Genomic DNA, 16,974 nt, shown 5'->3' with positions numbered 1-16,974 from the left:
GCATGTCGACGCAGCCCCGTGCCCTTGAGATGCGTCCCCTCGCAACCCGCGTAAACAGGGCGGGGCCCCGGACCGAAGTCCGGGGCCCCGCCCTGTTGAACGCTGCCGACGCCGTTGTCGTACTAGTGGCCGCGGCCCGTCAGTTGTCGTCCTCGTCGATCAGGAACCCACGCATCGGCGAGGGTGCCTGGCCCATCGGGGACGGACCCTGCGGACGGACCGGAGCCATGGGCTGGGTCATCGCGGGGGTCATCTGCTGCTGGCCGCCGTAGGACGGGGCGGACGGCGCCGGAGGGCCGCCCATCCCCTGGTTGCCGCCGTAGGACGGGGCGCTCGCGCCGGCCGGTGCCATGGAGGGCGCCGGGGACGGCGGGAGCGAGGCGGTGGCCGGGGTGCGCGGCGGAGCCAGGGAGTCGTCGGCCTGCGTCTCCAGCTGACGCAGCTGCGACTCCAGGTACGACTTCAGACGCGTGCGGTACTCGCGCTCGAAGCCGCGCAGGTCCTCGACCTTGCGCTCCAGCGTGGCGCGCGCGGACTCCAGGGAGCCCATGGCGACGCGGTGCTTCTCCTGCGCGTCCCGCTCCAGCGCATCCGCCTTGGCACGGGCGTCACGCTCCAGACCCTCGGCGCGGCTGCGGGCCTCACCGACGATCTTGTTGGCCTCGGAGCGGGCCTCGGCGATCGCCTGGTCGGCGGTCTGCTGGGCCAGCGAGAGGACACGGGCGGCGCTGTCGCCACCGGGGCCCTGACCGGGGCCGCCCATCGGACCGCCCATGGGGCCGCCCATCGGGCCACCCATCTGCTGCGGCATGGGCGGCTGACCACCCATGGGGCCCTGACCCATCGGACCCTGACCCATCGGACCCTGACCCATCGGACCCTGGCCCATCGGGCCGGGACCCTGCGGGCCACCCTGACCGCCGGGACCGGCGGGCAGCTGCGGGGCACCGCTCGGCAGCTGGGGCGGACCACCCATGGGGCCACCCATCTGCTGCTGCGGCGGGCCCGATATGCCGGCGGGCACCGGAGCGCCGGGTCCTCGCATACCCTGCTGAGGCATGCCGGGCTGCTGGTCCTGCGGCTCCGGAGGCTTGCGCATGTTCTGCTGGTTCTGGGCAGCAGCGCGCGTGGCCGCGGCCAGCTTGGCGCGCAGGTCCTCGTTCTCGCGGAGCAGACGGGTCAGTTCGGCTTCGACCTCGTCGAGGAAGGCATCGACCTCGTCCTCGTCATAGCCTTCTCGGAGGCGGACGGTCGTGAACTGCTTGTTCCGCACGTCCTCGGGGGTCAACGGCATCTCTTCACCTCAACGTAGTCATCGGCAGTCGGCAAGACCGTATCGTCCACCCTCATCACAAGAAGCTCTGCACAACGGAGATGAGGATGTAGACGATGATCATCAGTACGAAGAAGGACAGGTCGAGCGCCACGCCCCCGAGACGCAGCGGCGGGATGAACCGCCGCAGAAGCTTCAGCGGTGGATCGGTGACAGTGTAGGTGGCCTCAAGGACGACCACCATCGCCTTGCCGGGTTGCCACGAGCGGGCGAACTGGAAGACATAGTCCATGACCAGCCGGAAGATCAGCACAACGAGGAACACCATCAGCGCGATGTAGATCACCTGCGCGAACACGCTCATGGCCTGGACTTCCCTCTCCCCTGTTCCATGCTTCTTTCCGGTGGTGCGTCTCAGCTCTGGTTGAAGAACCCGCCCTCTGCGATGCGGGCCTTGTCCTCCGCCGTGACATCGACGTTAGCAGGAGACAACAGGAACACCTTCTGCGTCACCCGCTCGATGCTGCCGTGAAGACCAAACACCAAACCGGCCGCAAAGTCGACAAGTCGCTTCGCGTCTGTGTCATCCATCTCAGTCAGATTCATGATCACCGGGGTGCCCTCACGGAAGTGTTCCCCGATGGTACGGGCCTCGTTGTACGTCCGCGGGTGAAGCGTGGTGATCCGGTAAGGCTCTCGTTCCGACACAACCTTGGGCATGATCACCGGTGCGTTCTTCTCCAGGGACTGACGTTCTTGTGTGATGGATGCCACGGGCGCGATGCGCGCCGGACGTCCGGATTCCGCGGCGAGCGAAGTCGAACGGGCCACCGGTTCACGCGGTGCGGGCGGTTGCACGATTCGCACCTCTTCGTCCCTTTGGGACTGGTGTGCACTGTGCGACTGGTGTGACGATTCATGCCGTCGGTGGTCCCGCTCGGGCTCCGGGTCCAGTTCGGGCTCGAAGTCGTCGTCGGGGTCGAATCCGCGGCCGTCGTACCCATCGTCCTCCACGAGGCCGAGGTAGACCGCCATCTTGCGCATCGCGCCGGCCATGCTCTGAGTCCTCCGCTCTGTGGTGGATCGACTGACGACTGCCAAGTGCCCGCGATCCACGAGGTCGTTGTGCCCGTCTTCACAGGCATTGACCATATTTTCTGCTGTGGTCCGACTTCTTGGCGACGTTACCCGAGCCTGGGGCGGACTCCGAGTACCGCGGTGCCGACGCGCACATGTGTCGCCCCGGCGGCCACGGCCTGTTCGAGGTCCGCACTCATCCCTGCCGACACCATGGTTGCAGCCGGATGGGCGCGGCGCAGGTCAGTCGACAAATCCATGAGCCGCTCGAATGCCGCCTGTTCGCGTCCCGCGTACTCCCCGGTGAGCGGAGCGACGGTCATCAGTCCGTCGAGCCGCAGTCCGGGCGAACCGGCTACGAAGTCGGCCAACTCTTCGATTCCGCCGGGCGCCACGCCTCCGCGCTCGCCCCGCAGACTCTCGCCGGCGTCGAGCGCGACCTGGATGAGACACCCCACCTCACGCTCCGCCCGCACGGCCTCGTTCGACAGGGCGGTGACGAGTCGCGCGCGGTCGACGGACTGCACGATGTCGGCGTAACCGACCACGGAACGCACCTTGTTGGTCTGCAACTGGCCGACAAAATGCCAATTCAGGGGCAGATCCGCACAAGCCGCGGCCTTCGGTGCCGCGTCCTGGTCGCGGTTCTCGGCGACATGGCGCACACCGAGTTCCGACAGAATCCGCACATCGCTCGCCGGGTAGGTCTTGGTGACCACGATCAGGGTCACCTCTTCCCGCTCACGCCCGGCTGCCGCGCACGCGGCAGCGATGCGCTCCTCCACTTTCGCCAGATTTGCGGCGAGTTCGGTCTTACGGTCCGTCATGCCCCATCAGTCCAGCCAGACATAGCCCGCGAGCCGCCCGGTGGTGCGGTCACGGCGGTACGAGAAGTGATCGCCCGACTCCAGCGTGCACACCGGTGACTGCGCCCGGTCGCGCACCCCGAGCCGGTCGAGCTGTGCGTGCGCTCCGGCGCTCACGTCGACCGCGGGTGTGCCCCAGCTCGTCTCGGCGTGCGCCGTCGGCTCGACGGCGGCCACTTCGGCGCGCATCTGCTCCGGCACCTCGTAGCACCGGCCGCAGACGGCCGGTCCGGTGCGGGCGACGATCCGGCCCGGCTCGGCGCCGAGTTCGGCCATGGCCCGTACGGCAGCGGAAACGATCCCCTTGACCATGCCGGGCCGCCCGGCGTGAGCCGCGGCCGCGACCCCGGCGACGGGGTCGGCCAGCAGCACCGGCACGCAGTCGGCGGTGAGGACGGCCAGGGCGAGTCCCCGGCGGGCGGTGACGATCGCGTCGACCTCCGGTACCGGCTTCCCCGTGCCCCAGGGCGCGTCCACGACGGCCACGTCGGCGCCGTGCACCTGGTTCATCCAGACGACCTGCCCGGCGTCCAGCCCGAGCGCCTTCGCGGCCAGCTCCCGGTTCTCCCGTACCGCCGCGGGATCGTCCCCGACCGCGCCGCCGAGGTTGAGCTCCTCATACGGAGCGGCGCTCACCCCGCCCCACCGGTCGGTGAAGGCGAAGTGCGCGCCGCTCACGCTCTCGCGCTGTCCTATCACTTCAGGAAGTCCGGGACGTCCAGTTCCTCGGCCGCGCTGTCCGAGTAGCTCCGCGACGACGGGACCGGCGGGGCGGCCGGGACGTCGGCCACCGGCTCGGGCGCCGGCTCCGGCTCCTCCTTCGGGGTCACGCTGCCCAGCGACCCGAAGGACGGGCGGCTCTCCGGCTGCCGTACCGGAGCGGGCTCCTCGCGGCGGGCCGGGGCCGAGGAGGAGGCCGAGCCGAGGACGTTGTCCCGGCGGGCCGGCGGCTGGCCGCCGTCGAAGCCGGCCGCGATCACGGTGACCCGTACCTCGTCGCCGAGGGCGTCGTCGATGACCGCGCCGAAGATGATGTTGGCCTCGGGGTGGGCGGCCTCGCTGACCAGCTGGGCGGCCTCGTTGATCTCGAACAGGCCGAGGTCGGAACCGCCGGAGATGGAGAGCAGGACGCCCCGGGCGCCGTCGATGGAGGCCTCGAGGAGCGGCGAGGAGATCGCCATCTCGGCGGCGGCCACCGCGCGGTCGTCGCCACGGGCCGAGCCGATGCCCATCAGGGCCGAACCGGCCTCGGACATGACCGACTTCACGTCGGCGAAGTCGAGGTTGATCAGACCGGGGGTGGTGATGAGGTCGGTGATGCCCTGAACACCGGAGAGCAGGACCTGGTCGGCGGACTTGAAGGCGTCCAGGACCGAGACCTGGCGGTCCGAGATGGACAGCAGCCGGTCGTTCGGGATGACGATGAGGGTGTCGACCTCTTCGCGCAGCTCGGCGATGCCGTCCTCGGCCTGGTTCGCGCGGCGCCGTCCCTCGAAGGTGAACGGGCGCGTGACCACGCCGATGGTGAGGGCGCCCAGCGAGCGCGCGATGTTGGCCACGACGGGCGCGCCGCCGGTGCCGGTGCCGCCGCCTTCACCGGCCGTCACGAAGACCATGTCGGCCCCCTTGAGGACCTCCTCGATCTCCTCACGGTGGTCCTCGGCGGCCTTGCGGCCGACGGCCGGGTTGGCTCCGGCGCCGAGTCCGCGGGTGAGTTCGCGGCCGACGTCGAGCTTGACGTCGGCGTCGCTCATCAACAGCGCCTGTGCGTCGGTGTTGATGGCGATGAACTCGACGCCCTTGAGACCGACCTCGATCATCCGGTTGATGGCATTGACACCACCGCCGCCGACACCGATGACCTTGATGACTGCGAGGTAGTTCTGCGGTGCTGCCACGTCGAAGGCCTCTCGCCTCGAATTACGTTGTCGCCACCGGGCGGTTCCCCGCACCGGGACGACTGATGCCGAATGGGACGGTCCGAACGCCGACCCGAACCCTAACCCTGAAGTTTAGGGTTACCAGTGTGTCTGTTCCCTGGAGTCTTCTGAACAGGACACTAAGTCGACAAGTGGCGCCCGTTCAACGAACACGCCGAACCTCCCGTTTTTCTTTTCACCCTATGTGATCAGCCGTAGCAGTGCCCAACCAGGGTGCTGGCCTGCGCTGATGTGCGTCAACTCCCCGATGACGCAGGGGCGGTGGGGACGCTGACGTCGAAGTGCCGCGCGCCGGGAGCTGCTTTCATGAGAGCCGTGAGGGCCCGCGCCTTGGCGCGGCCGCTCTCGCCGCTACCCCATGCCACCGTGCGACCGTCGCCCAACTCCAGCGAGATGTCGTCGTAGGAGCGGACTTGGACGGTCCGGGTGTCCCGAGCGACCGCGGCCGACAGGTCGCCGGCGACCTGGACCGCCTCGCGCACCAGCCGGTCGGTGCCGAAACGCCGGAAACTGGCGGAACCGGAACCCTTGCGGGATGCGGCCAATTCCAGCACCGGAACGCCTTCCGGCGCCTGTGAAACCGTGGCGAAACGGACACCTTCATCGTCGATTTCGACGAAGTTCCCGGCTTTTCGGACAAGCAGCACCGGAGTGCGCTCGACCACTTTCAGGCCGATTCCATGGGGCCAGGAACGGACGACATCAACGGTGTCAATTCGGGGCAATTTCCGGCGAAGTCTGGCCGCGATGGCGTCCGTGTCCACGGAAATCAGCGGGTCCCCGACCGGCACGGAGGCGGCCTCGCGCACGTCGGCGGGGGCCAGGACACGGGTGCCCGAGACCGAGACGTGCTGCACACGCAGCCACGACGAGCCGTACAACACCCAAGTGGAACCCGCCCCGAGGAGCACCAGGGCGACCGCCAGAATGACGATCGTACGAAGGCGGGGTTTCCTCAACCGCCGCGCGAGCGGCGGGCCGGACGACTCCTGCTGGCGTTCACCGCGCTCGGCGGTCGTCGGTCCGGCCACGCTCACTGCCCCTTCGTCATACGGTCCTATCGGCGCGAGGCGATCGCCTCGTACACCATGCCGACGAGCAGCTCGTCGGCGTCCCGGCGACCGAACTCGCTTGCCGCGCGCGACATCTCGTACAGCCGGTGCGGGTCGGCGAGCACGGGAAGGACGTTCTGCTGCACCCACTCGGGGGTCAGCTCCGCGTCGTCGACGAGGAGTCCACCGCCGGCCTTCACCACCGGCTGGGCGTTCAGCCGCTGTTCGCCGTTGCCGATGGGCAGCGGGACGTAGGCGGCCGGGAGCCCGACGGCGGAGAGTTCGGCGACGGTCATCGCGCCCGCGCGGCAGAGCATCAGGTCGGCCGCGGCGTACGCGAGGTCCATCCGGTCCAGGTAACTTACCGGGATGTAGGGGGGCATTCCCGGCATCTGCTGCACCTGCGGCAGTTCGTTCTTCGGGCCGACCGCGTGCAGGATCTGGATACCGGCCTGCTGCAGCCAGGGAGCGACCTGCTGGACGACCTCGTTGAGGCGCCGGGCACCCTGCGAACCACCGGAGACGAGCAGCGTGGGCAGGTTCGGGTCGAGGCCGAACCGGGCGCGGGCCTCGGGGCGGGCGGCGGCGCGGTCCAGGGTCGCGATGGAGCGGCGCAGCGGGATGCCGATGTAGCGGGCGTCGCGCAGCTTGCTGTCCGGCGTGGAGACGGCGACCCGGGCCGCGTACCGCGAGCCGATCTTGTTGGCCAGGCCGGGCCGCGCGTTGGCCTCGTGGATCACGATGGGCACACCGAGGCGCTTGGCGGCCAGGTAGCCGGGCAGGGCGACGTAGCCGCCGAAGCCGACCACGCAGTCGGCCTTGGTGCGCTCCAGGATCTGCTCGGCGGCCTTGATCGTGCCGCGCAGCCGGCCCGGAACGGTGATCAGCTCGGGCGTGGGCTTGCGGGGCAGTGGCACGGCGGGGATCAGCGCCAGCTCGTAGCCGCGCTCCGGGACGAGTCGGGTCTCAAGTCCGCGTTCCGTGCCCAGGGCCGTGATCCCCACAGTCGGATCCTGCCTGCGCAGGGCGTCCGCGAGGGCGAGCGCGGGCTCGATGTGGCCGGCGGTCCCCCCACCAGCGAGTACGACATGCACCGAAATTCACCGCTCTCCGGACGAACGCGCCACCGAGGCACGCCGTCGCATCGTGTTCCATCTCCGAGGCCCCCGATCCATCCTGGCGCCTCCAGCCCGCTTTCTACCAAAGCGAGGTTGCCGCATCGCAAGCGCCGCCCGCGCAGCGGGCTCGTCGCGTGCGAAGGCGATCAGCAGCCCGATGGCGAACATGGTCGGCAGCAGGGCGGACCCTCCGTAGGAGAACAGCGGGAGGGGGACGCCGGCGATCGGCAGCAGACCGAGCACCGCACCGATGTTGATCACCGCCTGGGCGACGATCCAGGTGGTCACGCCTCCCGCGGCGTACCTCACGAAGGGGTCCTCCGTGCATCCGGCCACGCGGATTCCCGCATAGCCTAGAGCCGCGAACAGGGCGAGCACCGACAGCGTCCCCGCCAGGCCCAGTTCCTCACCTGTGACGGCGAAGATGAAGTCGGTGTGGGCTTCAGGTAGTTGGCCCCATTTTTCCACACTCGCGCCGAGACCGGACCCGAAAAGTCCGCCGGAGGCGAGGGCGTAGATCCCGTGCACGGCCTGCCAGCAGTCGGCGACCCCGGACTTCGGCTCGGTGGCACCGATGCAGGCGAGCCGGGCCATCCGGTTGGGGCTGGTCTTGATCAGGACCACACCGATCAGACCGGCGGTCGAGAGGACACCGGCGAACAGCCGGGTCGGTGCCCCCGCCAGCCACAGCAGGCCGAACAGGATCGCCGTGAGAATGATCGCGGTCCCCATGTCGCCGCCGAGCATGATCAGGCCCAGCAGCAGGAAGGCGACCGGCACCAGCGGCACCAGCATGTGCTTCCACTGGGTCAGCAGCTTCCTCTCCTGCTTGCGGGCGATCAGGTCCGCACCCCACAGCACCAGGGCGAGCTTGCCGAACTCGCTGGGCTGGATCTGGAAGGAGCCGCCGAGGGAGATCCAGTTCTGGTTGCCGTTGACCGCCATCCCTATCCCCGGCACCTGCACCAGGACCATCAGGAAGACGGCACCGGCGAGGATCGGGTAGGCGAGTGCGCGGTGCAGCTTCACCGGCATACGGGACGCGGCGAACAGCAGCGCACTGCCGATGAGCGCGGCGAGGAACTGCTTGCGGAAGAAGTACGACCCCGGCAGCGACAGCTGCAGCGCGGTGATCTGGGAGGCCGAGTAGACCATCACCAGGCCCAGCACGGTGATCAGCAGGCTGCCGCCGAGGATCAGGTAGTAGGCGGTCAGCGGCCGGTCCCAGGCCTTGCGTGCGCGCATGTAGAGCCGCAGGAGGGGGTTCTCGCCCGACGGCCGGGACGCCGCGGGCCTTTTGGCGGCGCGCTGAACCGGAGGACGGCCTGTACGGCTACTGGACATCACCAGCTCCTCGCACCCACCGACCAAACCCGAGCCACATCCGCCTCACGCGTCCCTCCAAGGGTCCCGAAGCACCCCAGGTGGCCGAGACCCGCCGTCAGGCGCCCGCGCCGAGTTCGCGGACGGCCTCCGCGAACGCGTCACCGCGCTGGTTGTAGTTGGTGAACATGTCCATGGAGGCGCAGGCCGGGGCCAGCAGCACCGTGTCGCCGGGCCGCGCGAGCCGCTTCGCCTCCGTCACCGCCTGGAGCATCGCCCCAGTGTCGGCCCGTTCGAGGTCGACGACGGGTACCTCCGGGGCGTGTCGCGCGAGGGCCTCGCGGATCAGGGCACGATCGGCGCCGATCAGAACGGCACCGCGAAGCCGCTTTGCCGACCTGGCGACCAGCTCGTCGAAGGTCGCACCCTTCGCCAGACCACCCGCAATCCATACGATCGGCTCATATGCCGCCAACGAGGCTTCCGCGGCATGGGTGTTGGTCGCCTTGGAGTCGTCCACGTAGGCCACCCCGTCGATGTCGGCGACGTGTGCGATGCGGTGGGCGTCCGGCCGGAAGGCCCTGAGGCCGTCGCGTACGGCCTTGGCGGGCACTCCGAAGGCGCGCGCGAGGCCCGCGGCGGCAAGGGCGTTGGCGATGTTGTGCGGGGCCGGCGGGTTGACGTCGGAGACCTCGGCCAGCTCCTGCGCGTTCTTGTGGCGGTTCTCCACGAAGGCGCGGTCGATCAGGATGCCGTCCACGACGCCGAGTTGGGAGGGGCCCGGGGTGCCGAGGGTGAAGCCGACGGCGCGGCAGCCCTCCTCCACGTCCGCCTCGCGCACCAGGTCCTCGGTGAGCTTGTCGGCCACGTTGTAGACGCAGGCGACCCGATTGCCTTCGTAGATGCGGCCCTTGTCGGCGGCGTAGGCCTCCATGGAGCCGTGCCAGTCGAGGTGGTCCGGAGCGAGGTTCAGGACGACCGCGGAATGGGCGCGCAGGGAGGGCGCCCAGTGGAGCTGGTAGCTGGACAGCTCGACGGCCAGGACGTCGTACCGCTCCTCGCCGAGGACCGCGTCCAGCAGGGAGACGCCGATGTTGCCGACCGCGGCCGTGCGCAGGCCCGCGGCCTTCAGGATCGACGCCAGCATCTGGACGGTGGTGGTCTTGCCGTTGGTGCCGGTCACGGCCAGCCAGGGGGCCGCGTCGGGGCCCCGCAGGCGCCAGGCCAGCTCCACGTCGCCCCAGACGGGCACGCCCGCCTGTTCGGCCGCGAGGAACAGCGGCTTGTCCGGCTTCCAGCCTGGCGCGGTGACGATCAGCTCGGTGCCCTCGGGCAGGGTCGCCCCGTCGCCGAGGCGCACGGTGATGCCGAGCGCCTCCAGCTCCGCGGCCTGCTCACGCGCGCGTGCGTCGTCGCCGTCGTTGACGACGGTGACGAGCGCCCCGCGCGCGTGCAGCACTTTCGCCGCCGGGACGCCGGAGACGCCGAGCCCGGCGACGGTGATGTGCTTGCCCTGGAAGTCAGAAGGCTCAGAAGGCACCGAGGAGGTCACTTGTCCGCTGCCCATCCCGCATAGAAGAGGCCAAGTCCGACAATCACACAGATTCCCTGGATGATCCAGAAGCGGACCACCACCAGGACTTCGGACCAGCCCTTGAGTTCGAAGTGGTGCTGGAGTGGCGCCATCCGGAAGACGCGCTTGCCGGTGAGCCGGAAGGAGCCGACCTGGATGACGACCGACATGGTGATGAGGACGAACAGGCCACCCATGATGGCCACCAGCAGCTCCGTGCGGGAGAGGATGGCCAGGCCCGTCAGGACACCACCGAGGGCGAGCGAACCGGTGTCGCCCATGAAGATCTTCGCCGGCGAAGTGTTCCACCACAGGAAGCCCAGGCAGGCACCCATCAGGGCGGAGGCGACCACGGCGAGGTCCAGCGGGTCGCGCACCTCGTAGCAGGCGGCCGGGTTGGTCAGGGTGCCCGCGTTGGCGCAGGACTCCTGGAACTGCCAGACACCGATGAACGTGTAGGCGCCGAAGACGAGGACGGAGGCGCCGGTGGCGAGGCCGTCCAGACCGTCGGTGAGGTTCACGCCGTTCGACATCGCCAGGATCATGAACAGCGCCCAGACGACGAACAGCACCGGGCCGATGGACCAGCCGAAGTCCGTGATGAACGACAGCTTGGTGGAGGCCGGGGTGTTGCCCCGGGCGTCGGCGAACATCAGCGACAGCACCGCGAAGCCGATGCCGACGATCAGCTGGCCCGCCATCTTGGCCTTGGCCCGCAGACCCAGCGAACGCCGCTTGACGATCTTGATGTAGTCGTCCAGGAAGCCGACCAGACCCATGCCGAACATCAGGCCGAGCACCAGCAGGCCGGAGTAGGTGGGCGGGTAGCCGGTGATGAGCTTGCTCAGGAAGTACGCGGCGATGGTCGCCAGGATGAAGGCGATACCACCCATGGTGGGCGTACCGCGCTTGCTGGCGTGCTCACGCGGGCCGTCGTCACGGATGTACTGGCCGTACCCCTTGCGGGCCAGCAGCTTGATCAGCAGCGGGGTCCCGATCAGGGTCAGGAAGAGGCCGATGACTCCCGAGAACAGGATCTGCTTCATCATCGGGCGGCAACCTCACCCTCGGCACCGGTCTCGACGAGCGCCTGGGCGACGCTTTCGAGCCCCACCGAACGGGACGCCTTCACGAGTACGACGTCCCCTGGGCGCAACTCGCTGCGCAACAGGTCGACCGCCGCCTGTGCGTCGGACACGTGCACCGACTCCTCACCCCACGAACCCTCGTTATATGCGCCCAGTTGCAGCCAGGAGGCCTCAATCCCCCCGACCGCGACGAGCTTGCTGACGTTGAGCCGGACGGCGAGCCGTCCGACGGCGTCGTGCTCGGCGAGCGCCTCGTCCCCCAGCTCGGCCATCTTGCCGAGCACCGCCCACGTGCGGCGCCCCTTGCCCATGGCCGCGAGCGCCCTGAGGGCTGCCCGCATGGACTCGGGGTTGGCGTTGTAGGCGTCGTTGACGATGGTCACGCCGTCCGGGCGCTCGGTGACCTCCATCCGCCAGCGGGAGAGGGAGCCCGCCTCGGAGAGCGCGGTGGCGATCTCTTCCGCGGACAGGCCCAGCTCATGGGCGACGGCGGCCGCGGCGAGCGCGTTCGACACGTGGTGCTCACCGTACAGGCGCATGGTCACATCGCTTGCACCGGAGGGTGTGTGAAGCCTGAAGGCGGGCTGTCCGCTGTCCGTGAGTCGCACGTTCTCGGCGCGTACGTCCGCTTCGGCCGACTCTCCGAAAAGGACCACCTTCGCCTTGGTACGGGAGGCCATGGCACGTACCAACGGGTCGTCGGCGTTGAGGATCGCGGCTCCGTCCTCGGGTAGCGCCTCCACCAGCTCGCCCTTGGCCTGCGCGATCTGCTCACGGCCGCCGAACTCGCCGATGTGGGCGGTGCCGACGTTGAGCACCAGGCCGACCTTCGGCGGAGTGAGGTCGGTGAGGTAGCGGATGTGGCCGATGCCGCGCGCGCCCATCTCCAGGACGAGGAACCTGGTGTCCTCGGTGGCGGACAGGGCGGTCAGCGGCAGCCCGATCTCGTTGTTGAGCGAGCCGGGCGTGAACACGGTCGGCGCCTTGCTCTGGAGCACCTGGGCGATGAGGTCCTTGGTGCTGGTCTTGCCGGCCGAGCCGGTCAGGGCGACGAGGGTCGCGCCGAGCCGTCGTACGACATGGCGGGCCAGGGCGCCGAGGGCGGTCTGGACGTCGTCGACGACGATCGCGGGCACGCCGACGGGGCGCGACGCCAGTACGGCGACCGCGCCCGCCTCCACGACGGCCTGCGCGAAGTCGTGGCCGTCCACGCGCTCGCCGACGAACGCGGCGAACAGGGTGCCGGGCACCACCTCGCGGGAGTCCCGGACGACCGGTCCGGTGACCTGGACGGACGGATCCGGTATGTCGTGGGTCTGCCCGCCGACGACTGCTGCGATCTCGGCGAGGGAGAGGGCGATCACAAGTTCATCCCTGGGTCTTCTGGATAGCTGCGCGAAGCACCTGGCGGTCGTCGAAGGGACGGACCACGCCGGCGATGTCCTGGCCCTGCTCGTGGCCCTTGCCCGCGACCAGCACGGTGTCGCCGGGCTGCGCGCGGCCCACGGCGGCCTCGATCGCGGCGGCCCGGTCCTCGAACAGGAGCACGTCGCCGCGCTCGTGCGCGGGCACGGAGGCCGCGCCTTGGAGCATGGTCGCGAGGATCGCGAGCGGGTCCTCGGAGCGGGGGTTGTCGGAGGTCAGTACGGCCGTGTCGGCGAGCCGGGCCGCGGCGGCGCCCATCGGGGCGCGCTTGGTCTGGTCGCGGTCGCCGCCGCAGCCGAGAACGACGTGCAGCCGGCCCTTGGTGACCTTGCGCAGCGCCTTGAGCACCGACTCGACGGCGTCGGTCTTGTGCGCGTAGTCGACGACCGCGAGGTAGGGCTGCCCCGCGTCCACCCGCTCCAGGCGGCCGGGGACGCCCGGTACGGCGGCGACGCCGTCGGCGGCGACCTGCGGGTCGAGGCCGGCCACGGCGAGGGCAACGATGGCAGCGAGGGTGTTCGCCACGTTGAAGGGGCCCGGCAGCGGCGACTTGGCGTGGACGCGCTCGCCCTGGGGGCCGACGACGGTGAACGTCGAGTCCATGGGGCCGACCTGGACGTCCTGGGCGCGCCAGTCGGCGTCGGGGTGGCCCTCGGCGGAGAAGGTGACGACCGGGACGGTCGCCTCGTCGGCGAGTCGGCGGCCGTACTCGTCGTCCGCGTTGATCACACCGAGTTTGCTGCGTTTCGGCGTGAACAGCTGCGCTTTGGCCCGGAAGTAGTCCTCCATGTCGGAGTGGAACTCCATGTGTTCCGGGCTGAGGTTGTTGAACACGGCGATGTCGAAGACGCAGCCGTCGACCCGGCCGAGGACCAGGGCGTGGCTGGAGACCTCCATGGCGACCGCCTCGACGCCGCGTTCGCGCATGACGGCGAACAGGGCCTGCAGGTCGGTGGCTTCGGGGGTGGTGCGCTCGGACTTGATGCGCTCCTCGCCGATGCGCATCTCGACGGTGCCGATGAGTCCGGTGTCGCGGGTGGTCTTCAGACCGCCCTCGACCAGGTAGGCGGTGGTGGTCTTGCCGGAGGTGCCGGTGATGCCGATCTGGAGCAGGTCGCGACCGGGGTGGCCGTAGATCGTCGCCGCGAGTTCGCCCATCCGCCCGCGCGGATCGTCCACGACCAGGACCGGCAGTCCGGTCGCCGCCGCGCGCTCGGCGCCCGTCGGGTCGGTCAGCACGGCGACCGCGCCGAGGCCGGCGGCCTGGGTCACGAAGTCGGCGCCGTGCAGGCGGGCGCCCGGAAGGGCGGCGTACACGTCGCCGGGGCGGACGGCGCGCGAGTCATGGGTGATCCCCGTGACCTCGGCTGCGCTGTCCGGAGCGACGGCACCCAGCTGATCGGCCAGTTCCGCGAGGGGTGTGGCGGAGACCTGAACCGGTCGCGGCGGTCCCGGATATGTCACGGAAGCGCCCTTCTGGGTGATTTGGGACTGATCAGCGTGTGGCACGGCGGTGAGCGTACCGGGCGCACCCGCTCCGGAGCGAAGTGAGGGCTCTGCGGCGCCTTGGTTCCCGGAATCGGGGGTGATCGTTCTCACGGGCTCGTTCCTGGTGGTGTTCCGGTGGTGCGGGGTGGGGCTGATCAGGGCTTGTAGTCGACGGGCAGGTTCGCCGGCTTCGCCCCGGTCGGCGGGACCTGGAGGGTCTTCAGGGCGAACTCCATCACCTGCTTGTAGATGGGTCCGCAGATCTGGCCGCCGAAGTAGTTGCCGGACGTGGCGTTCTGGATCGCGCAGTAGACGGTGATGCGCGGGTTGTCCGCGGGTGCGAATCCGGCGAACGACGAGGTGTAGCCGCGGTAACGGCCGGTGGCCGGATCCACGCGGTTGGCCGTACCCGTCTTGCCCGCGACCCGGTAGCCGGGAATGCGGGCCTTGGCACCGGTGCCGTGCTCGTCGTCCACCACGGACTCCAGCATCTGGGCGAGCGTCCTGGCCGTCTTCTCGCTGACCACTCGCGTTTTCCTGGGCTGCGCGGCGGGGGTGAAGCGGCCGTCGGCGCCCTCGGTGCCGCGCACCAGGGTCGGCTCGACACGGACACCGCCGTTGGCGATCGTCGAGTACACGGAGGCGGCCTGCATGGCGCTCAGGGAGAAGCCCTGGCCGAAAGGAATCGTGTACTGCTGCGACGTCGACCACTTGCCGGCGGGCGCGAGGATGCCCCTGGTCTCGCCGGGGAAGCCGAGCCCGGTGGGACCGCCGATGCCGAACTTGCGCAGGTACGAGTAGAGGACCTTGTTGGCCTCCGGCTGGGTCTTGCCGAGCTGGCCGGTGGCGAGGATGGTGCCGATGTTGCTGGACCTGGCGAGCACGCCGTTGAGCGTGAGGTACCAGGTGACGTGGTCGATGTCGTCCTGGAAGAGGCGGTCGCCGCGGTGCAGCCGGTTCGGTACGACGACATGGGTGAGCGGGGTGGCCGCGTTCTGCTCCAGCACCGCCGCCATCGACATCACCTTGGCGGTGGAGCCGGGCTCGTAGGCGTCCTGGACGGCCGCGTTGCCCATGGCCGCCCCGTCGGCCTTCGACAGGTCGTTCGGGTCGAAGCCGGGCGAGTTGGCCATGGCCAGGATCTGGCCGGTGCGGGTGTCCTGGACGATGACGTAGCCGCGGTCCGCCTTGGACTTCTTGACCTGCTCGGTGATGGCGTTCTGGGCGGCCCACTGGATGTCGCGGTCGATGGTGAGCTCGACGTCGCTGCCGGGCACGGCGGGCGTCTCCGTCGAGCCCGCGGTGGGCACCTCGCGGCCGCCGGACTGGGCGTAGCGGATCTTGCCGGCCTTGCCGGACAGCTGCTTGTTCAGCTCCTGCTCGATGCCGCCGCCGCCCTGGCCCTCGGCGTTGACCCAGCCCAGTATCCCGGCGGCGAGCTCGCCGTTGGGGTACACGCGCTGGCTGCTGGGATCGGCGAAGACGCCGGCGAGCACGTTGGCCGAGTTGTTGTCGGTCCTGGCCTTCTGGGCGAGCGCGCTCTTCAGGTCCTTGATCTGCTTCCAGACCTGCGGTGTCTGCCGGGTGGCGAGCCGGGTGTAGCGCGACAGCTTGTTCGCGGGCCTGAGCTTCTTGACGATCGTGGCCTGGTCCTGGCCGAGGATCGGCGCGAGCAGCGCGGCGGCCTGTTCGGGCCCGTCGTCGATCTTGAGCTGCTTGACCGTGAACATCGTCGGGTCGGCCGTGATGTCGTACGCGTCCTCGCTGATGGCGAGGGCCACGCCGTTGCGGTCGGTGATCTGGCCGCGCTCGGCGGCCAGGGTGTGCACGACGTACCGGTTCAGTTCGGCCTTGGCGGCGTACGCGCTGGCGTCGACGGCCTGGACCTGGAGCAGCCGTACGACAAAGGCGAGCAGCACCAGGGTGAGCGCGAGGCCGACCATGCGCAGCCGGGGGCGGGGGCTGCCGAGCCGGAGGGCGGGCGGGGGCATGGGCCGGGCCCCGCTCGGCCGGCGGGCCGGTCGGGCACCGGGCCCGGGCTGCCGCCGTACGGCGCCCCGCGGCCGGGGCGGCTTCGCGGGGCCGGGCACGCGGCGCCGCGACGGTTCCCTGTCGGACATTCCGTCACCTGCCGGGGGTCGGGGTGGGCGCGGACTGGAAGGTGGCGGGCGGCGGTGGCACCGCCCCGTCCGGGGCGGCCGCCGGGGCCGAGGGGGCCGGGGTCACGGGTGGCTGCGTCGGCGCGACCGGGGAGAACGACGGGGTCGCGGCGGTCGAGGGCGACGCGGAGACACCGGGGGCCGTGAGGATGGCCTCCGGGGCGACCGGCTGGGCGAAGGAGGCGGGCTCGGGGCTGGCCGCGTTCGGTACACCCTTGACCTTGCCGTCGGAGCCGAGGAAGGCCGGGTCGCCGCCGGGGACCATGCCGAGTTGGCGGGCGCGGCGCTGGAGGGCGTCGGGGGACGAGTAGGCGTCGATGTCCCGCTGCAGGGCCTGTTCCTCGTCGGTGAGGCCCTTCGTCTGCTTCTGCAGGTCGTCGAGTTTGAACGAGCCTTCGCTGAGGGCGGAGTTGAGCACCAGCAGCCCGATGAGGCCGCCGCCCAGCAGCAGGACGACGAGGAGGACGAACGGGGTGCGGGCCGCGCGGGCGCGGCCGGCCGGGAAGAGCCGGGCGAGCCGGGCGGCCCTCCCCCTCAGTTCGGGTTTCCTACTCACTGGGCCTCCGGTGGCTCCGGCGCGCCGACGGGTGAG

The 16,974-nt window shown here is 70.1% G+C and carries 15 protein-coding genes; all 15 read right to left on the bottom strand.

The window, feature by feature from the left end; all coding sequences use genetic code 11:
* Window positions 1–139: 139 nt before the first annotated feature.
* Entirely contained in the window at window positions 140–1,294 is a 1,155-nt protein-coding gene (locus tag ACIF83_RS21185) for a DivIVA domain-containing protein (protein ID WP_399728941.1), read from the bottom strand.
* 55 nt (window positions 1,295–1,349) lie between these two features.
* Window positions 1,350–1,637 carry a YggT family protein gene (locus ACIF83_RS21180; protein ID WP_094220204.1) on the bottom strand — a complete coding sequence of 96 codons (288 nt, stop codon included), beginning with the start codon at window positions 1,635–1,637 and terminating at the stop codon, window positions 1,350–1,352.
* A gap of 50 nt (window positions 1,638–1,687) precedes the next feature.
* Window positions 1,688–2,329: a cell division protein SepF gene (locus tag ACIF83_RS21175; RefSeq protein WP_023551436.1), complete on the bottom strand. Its 642-nt coding sequence runs from the start codon at window positions 2,327–2,329 to the stop codon at window positions 1,688–1,690.
* Window positions 2,330–2,457: 128 nt separating this feature from the next.
* Window positions 2,458–3,177 (bottom strand): YggS family pyridoxal phosphate-dependent enzyme, encoded by a 720-nt coding sequence (locus tag ACIF83_RS21170; protein WP_399728938.1) that lies wholly within the window; start codon window positions 3,175–3,177, stop codon window positions 2,458–2,460.
* Between the two features lie 6 nt (window positions 3,178–3,183).
* The gene (gene pgeF, locus ACIF83_RS21165) at window positions 3,184–3,915 is read right to left on the bottom strand and encodes a peptidoglycan editing factor PgeF (protein ID WP_393466419.1); all 732 of its coding nucleotides are present in this window, start codon (window positions 3,913–3,915) and stop codon (window positions 3,184–3,186) included.
* Window positions 3,912–5,114: a cell division protein FtsZ gene (gene ftsZ, locus ACIF83_RS21160; protein WP_393466417.1), complete on the bottom strand. Its 1,203-nt coding sequence runs from the start codon at window positions 5,112–5,114 to the stop codon at window positions 3,912–3,914. The genes pgeF and ftsZ overlap by 4 nt, the downstream gene beginning before the upstream one ends.
* Window positions 5,115–5,392: 278 nt before the next feature.
* Window positions 5,393–6,187 (bottom strand): cell division protein FtsQ/DivIB, encoded by a 795-nt coding sequence (locus tag ACIF83_RS21155; RefSeq protein ID WP_393466415.1) that lies wholly within the window; start codon window positions 6,185–6,187, stop codon window positions 5,393–5,395.
* A gap of 26 nt (window positions 6,188–6,213) precedes the next feature.
* Window positions 6,214–7,302 carry an undecaprenyldiphospho-muramoylpentapeptide beta-N-acetylglucosaminyltransferase gene (murG, locus tag ACIF83_RS21150; RefSeq protein ID WP_145875226.1) on the bottom strand — a complete coding sequence of 363 codons (1,089 nt, stop codon included), beginning with the start codon at window positions 7,300–7,302 and terminating at the stop codon, window positions 6,214–6,216.
* Window positions 7,303–7,308: 6 nt separating this feature from the next.
* Window positions 7,309–8,670, bottom strand: a complete 1,362-nt coding sequence (gene ftsW, locus ACIF83_RS21145; protein WP_399728933.1) for a putative lipid II flippase FtsW — start codon at window positions 8,668–8,670, stop codon at window positions 7,309–7,311.
* A gap of 97 nt (window positions 8,671–8,767) precedes the next feature.
* Complete coding sequence (gene murD, locus ACIF83_RS21140) at window positions 8,768–10,216, bottom strand: UDP-N-acetylmuramoyl-L-alanine--D-glutamate ligase (RefSeq protein ID WP_399728930.1); 1,449 nt, start codon at window positions 10,214–10,216, stop codon at window positions 8,768–8,770.
* Window positions 10,198–11,271 (bottom strand): phospho-N-acetylmuramoyl-pentapeptide-transferase, encoded by a 1,074-nt coding sequence (mraY, locus tag ACIF83_RS21135; RefSeq protein ID WP_393466407.1) that lies wholly within the window; start codon window positions 11,269–11,271, stop codon window positions 10,198–10,200. Before mraY ends, murD begins: the two co-directional genes overlap by 19 nt.
* A complete protein-coding gene (murF, locus tag ACIF83_RS21130; RefSeq protein WP_398138515.1) occupies window positions 11,268–12,674 on the bottom strand; it encodes a UDP-N-acetylmuramoyl-tripeptide--D-alanyl-D-alanine ligase in 1,407 nt (468 codons plus the stop codon). Before murF ends, mraY begins: the two co-directional genes overlap by 4 nt.
* A gap of 4 nt (window positions 12,675–12,678) precedes the next feature.
* A complete protein-coding gene (locus ACIF83_RS21125) occupies window positions 12,679–14,334 on the bottom strand; it encodes a UDP-N-acetylmuramoyl-L-alanyl-D-glutamate--2,6-diaminopimelate ligase (RefSeq protein WP_399728925.1) in 1,656 nt (551 codons plus the stop codon).
* 44 nt (window positions 14,335–14,378) lie between these two features.
* Window positions 14,379–16,343 (bottom strand): penicillin-binding transpeptidase domain-containing protein, encoded by a 1,965-nt coding sequence (locus ACIF83_RS21120; RefSeq protein ID WP_393466398.1) that lies wholly within the window; start codon window positions 16,341–16,343, stop codon window positions 14,379–14,381.
* 4 nt (window positions 16,344–16,347) lie between these two features.
* Window positions 16,348–16,938 (bottom strand): septum formation initiator family protein, encoded by a 591-nt coding sequence (locus ACIF83_RS21115; RefSeq protein ID WP_393466395.1) that lies wholly within the window; start codon window positions 16,936–16,938, stop codon window positions 16,348–16,350.
* Window positions 16,939–16,974 lie beyond the last annotated feature (36 nt).

The sequence above is a fragment of the Streptomyces sp. NPDC085866 genome, from assembly GCF_044541035.1.
In the GTDB taxonomy this organism is placed as follows: domain Bacteria; phylum Actinomycetota; class Actinomycetes; order Streptomycetales; family Streptomycetaceae; genus Streptomyces.
The sequence above is the reverse complement of the archived record's forward strand: the minus strand, read 5'-3'. Positions and strand labels throughout refer to the sequence as shown.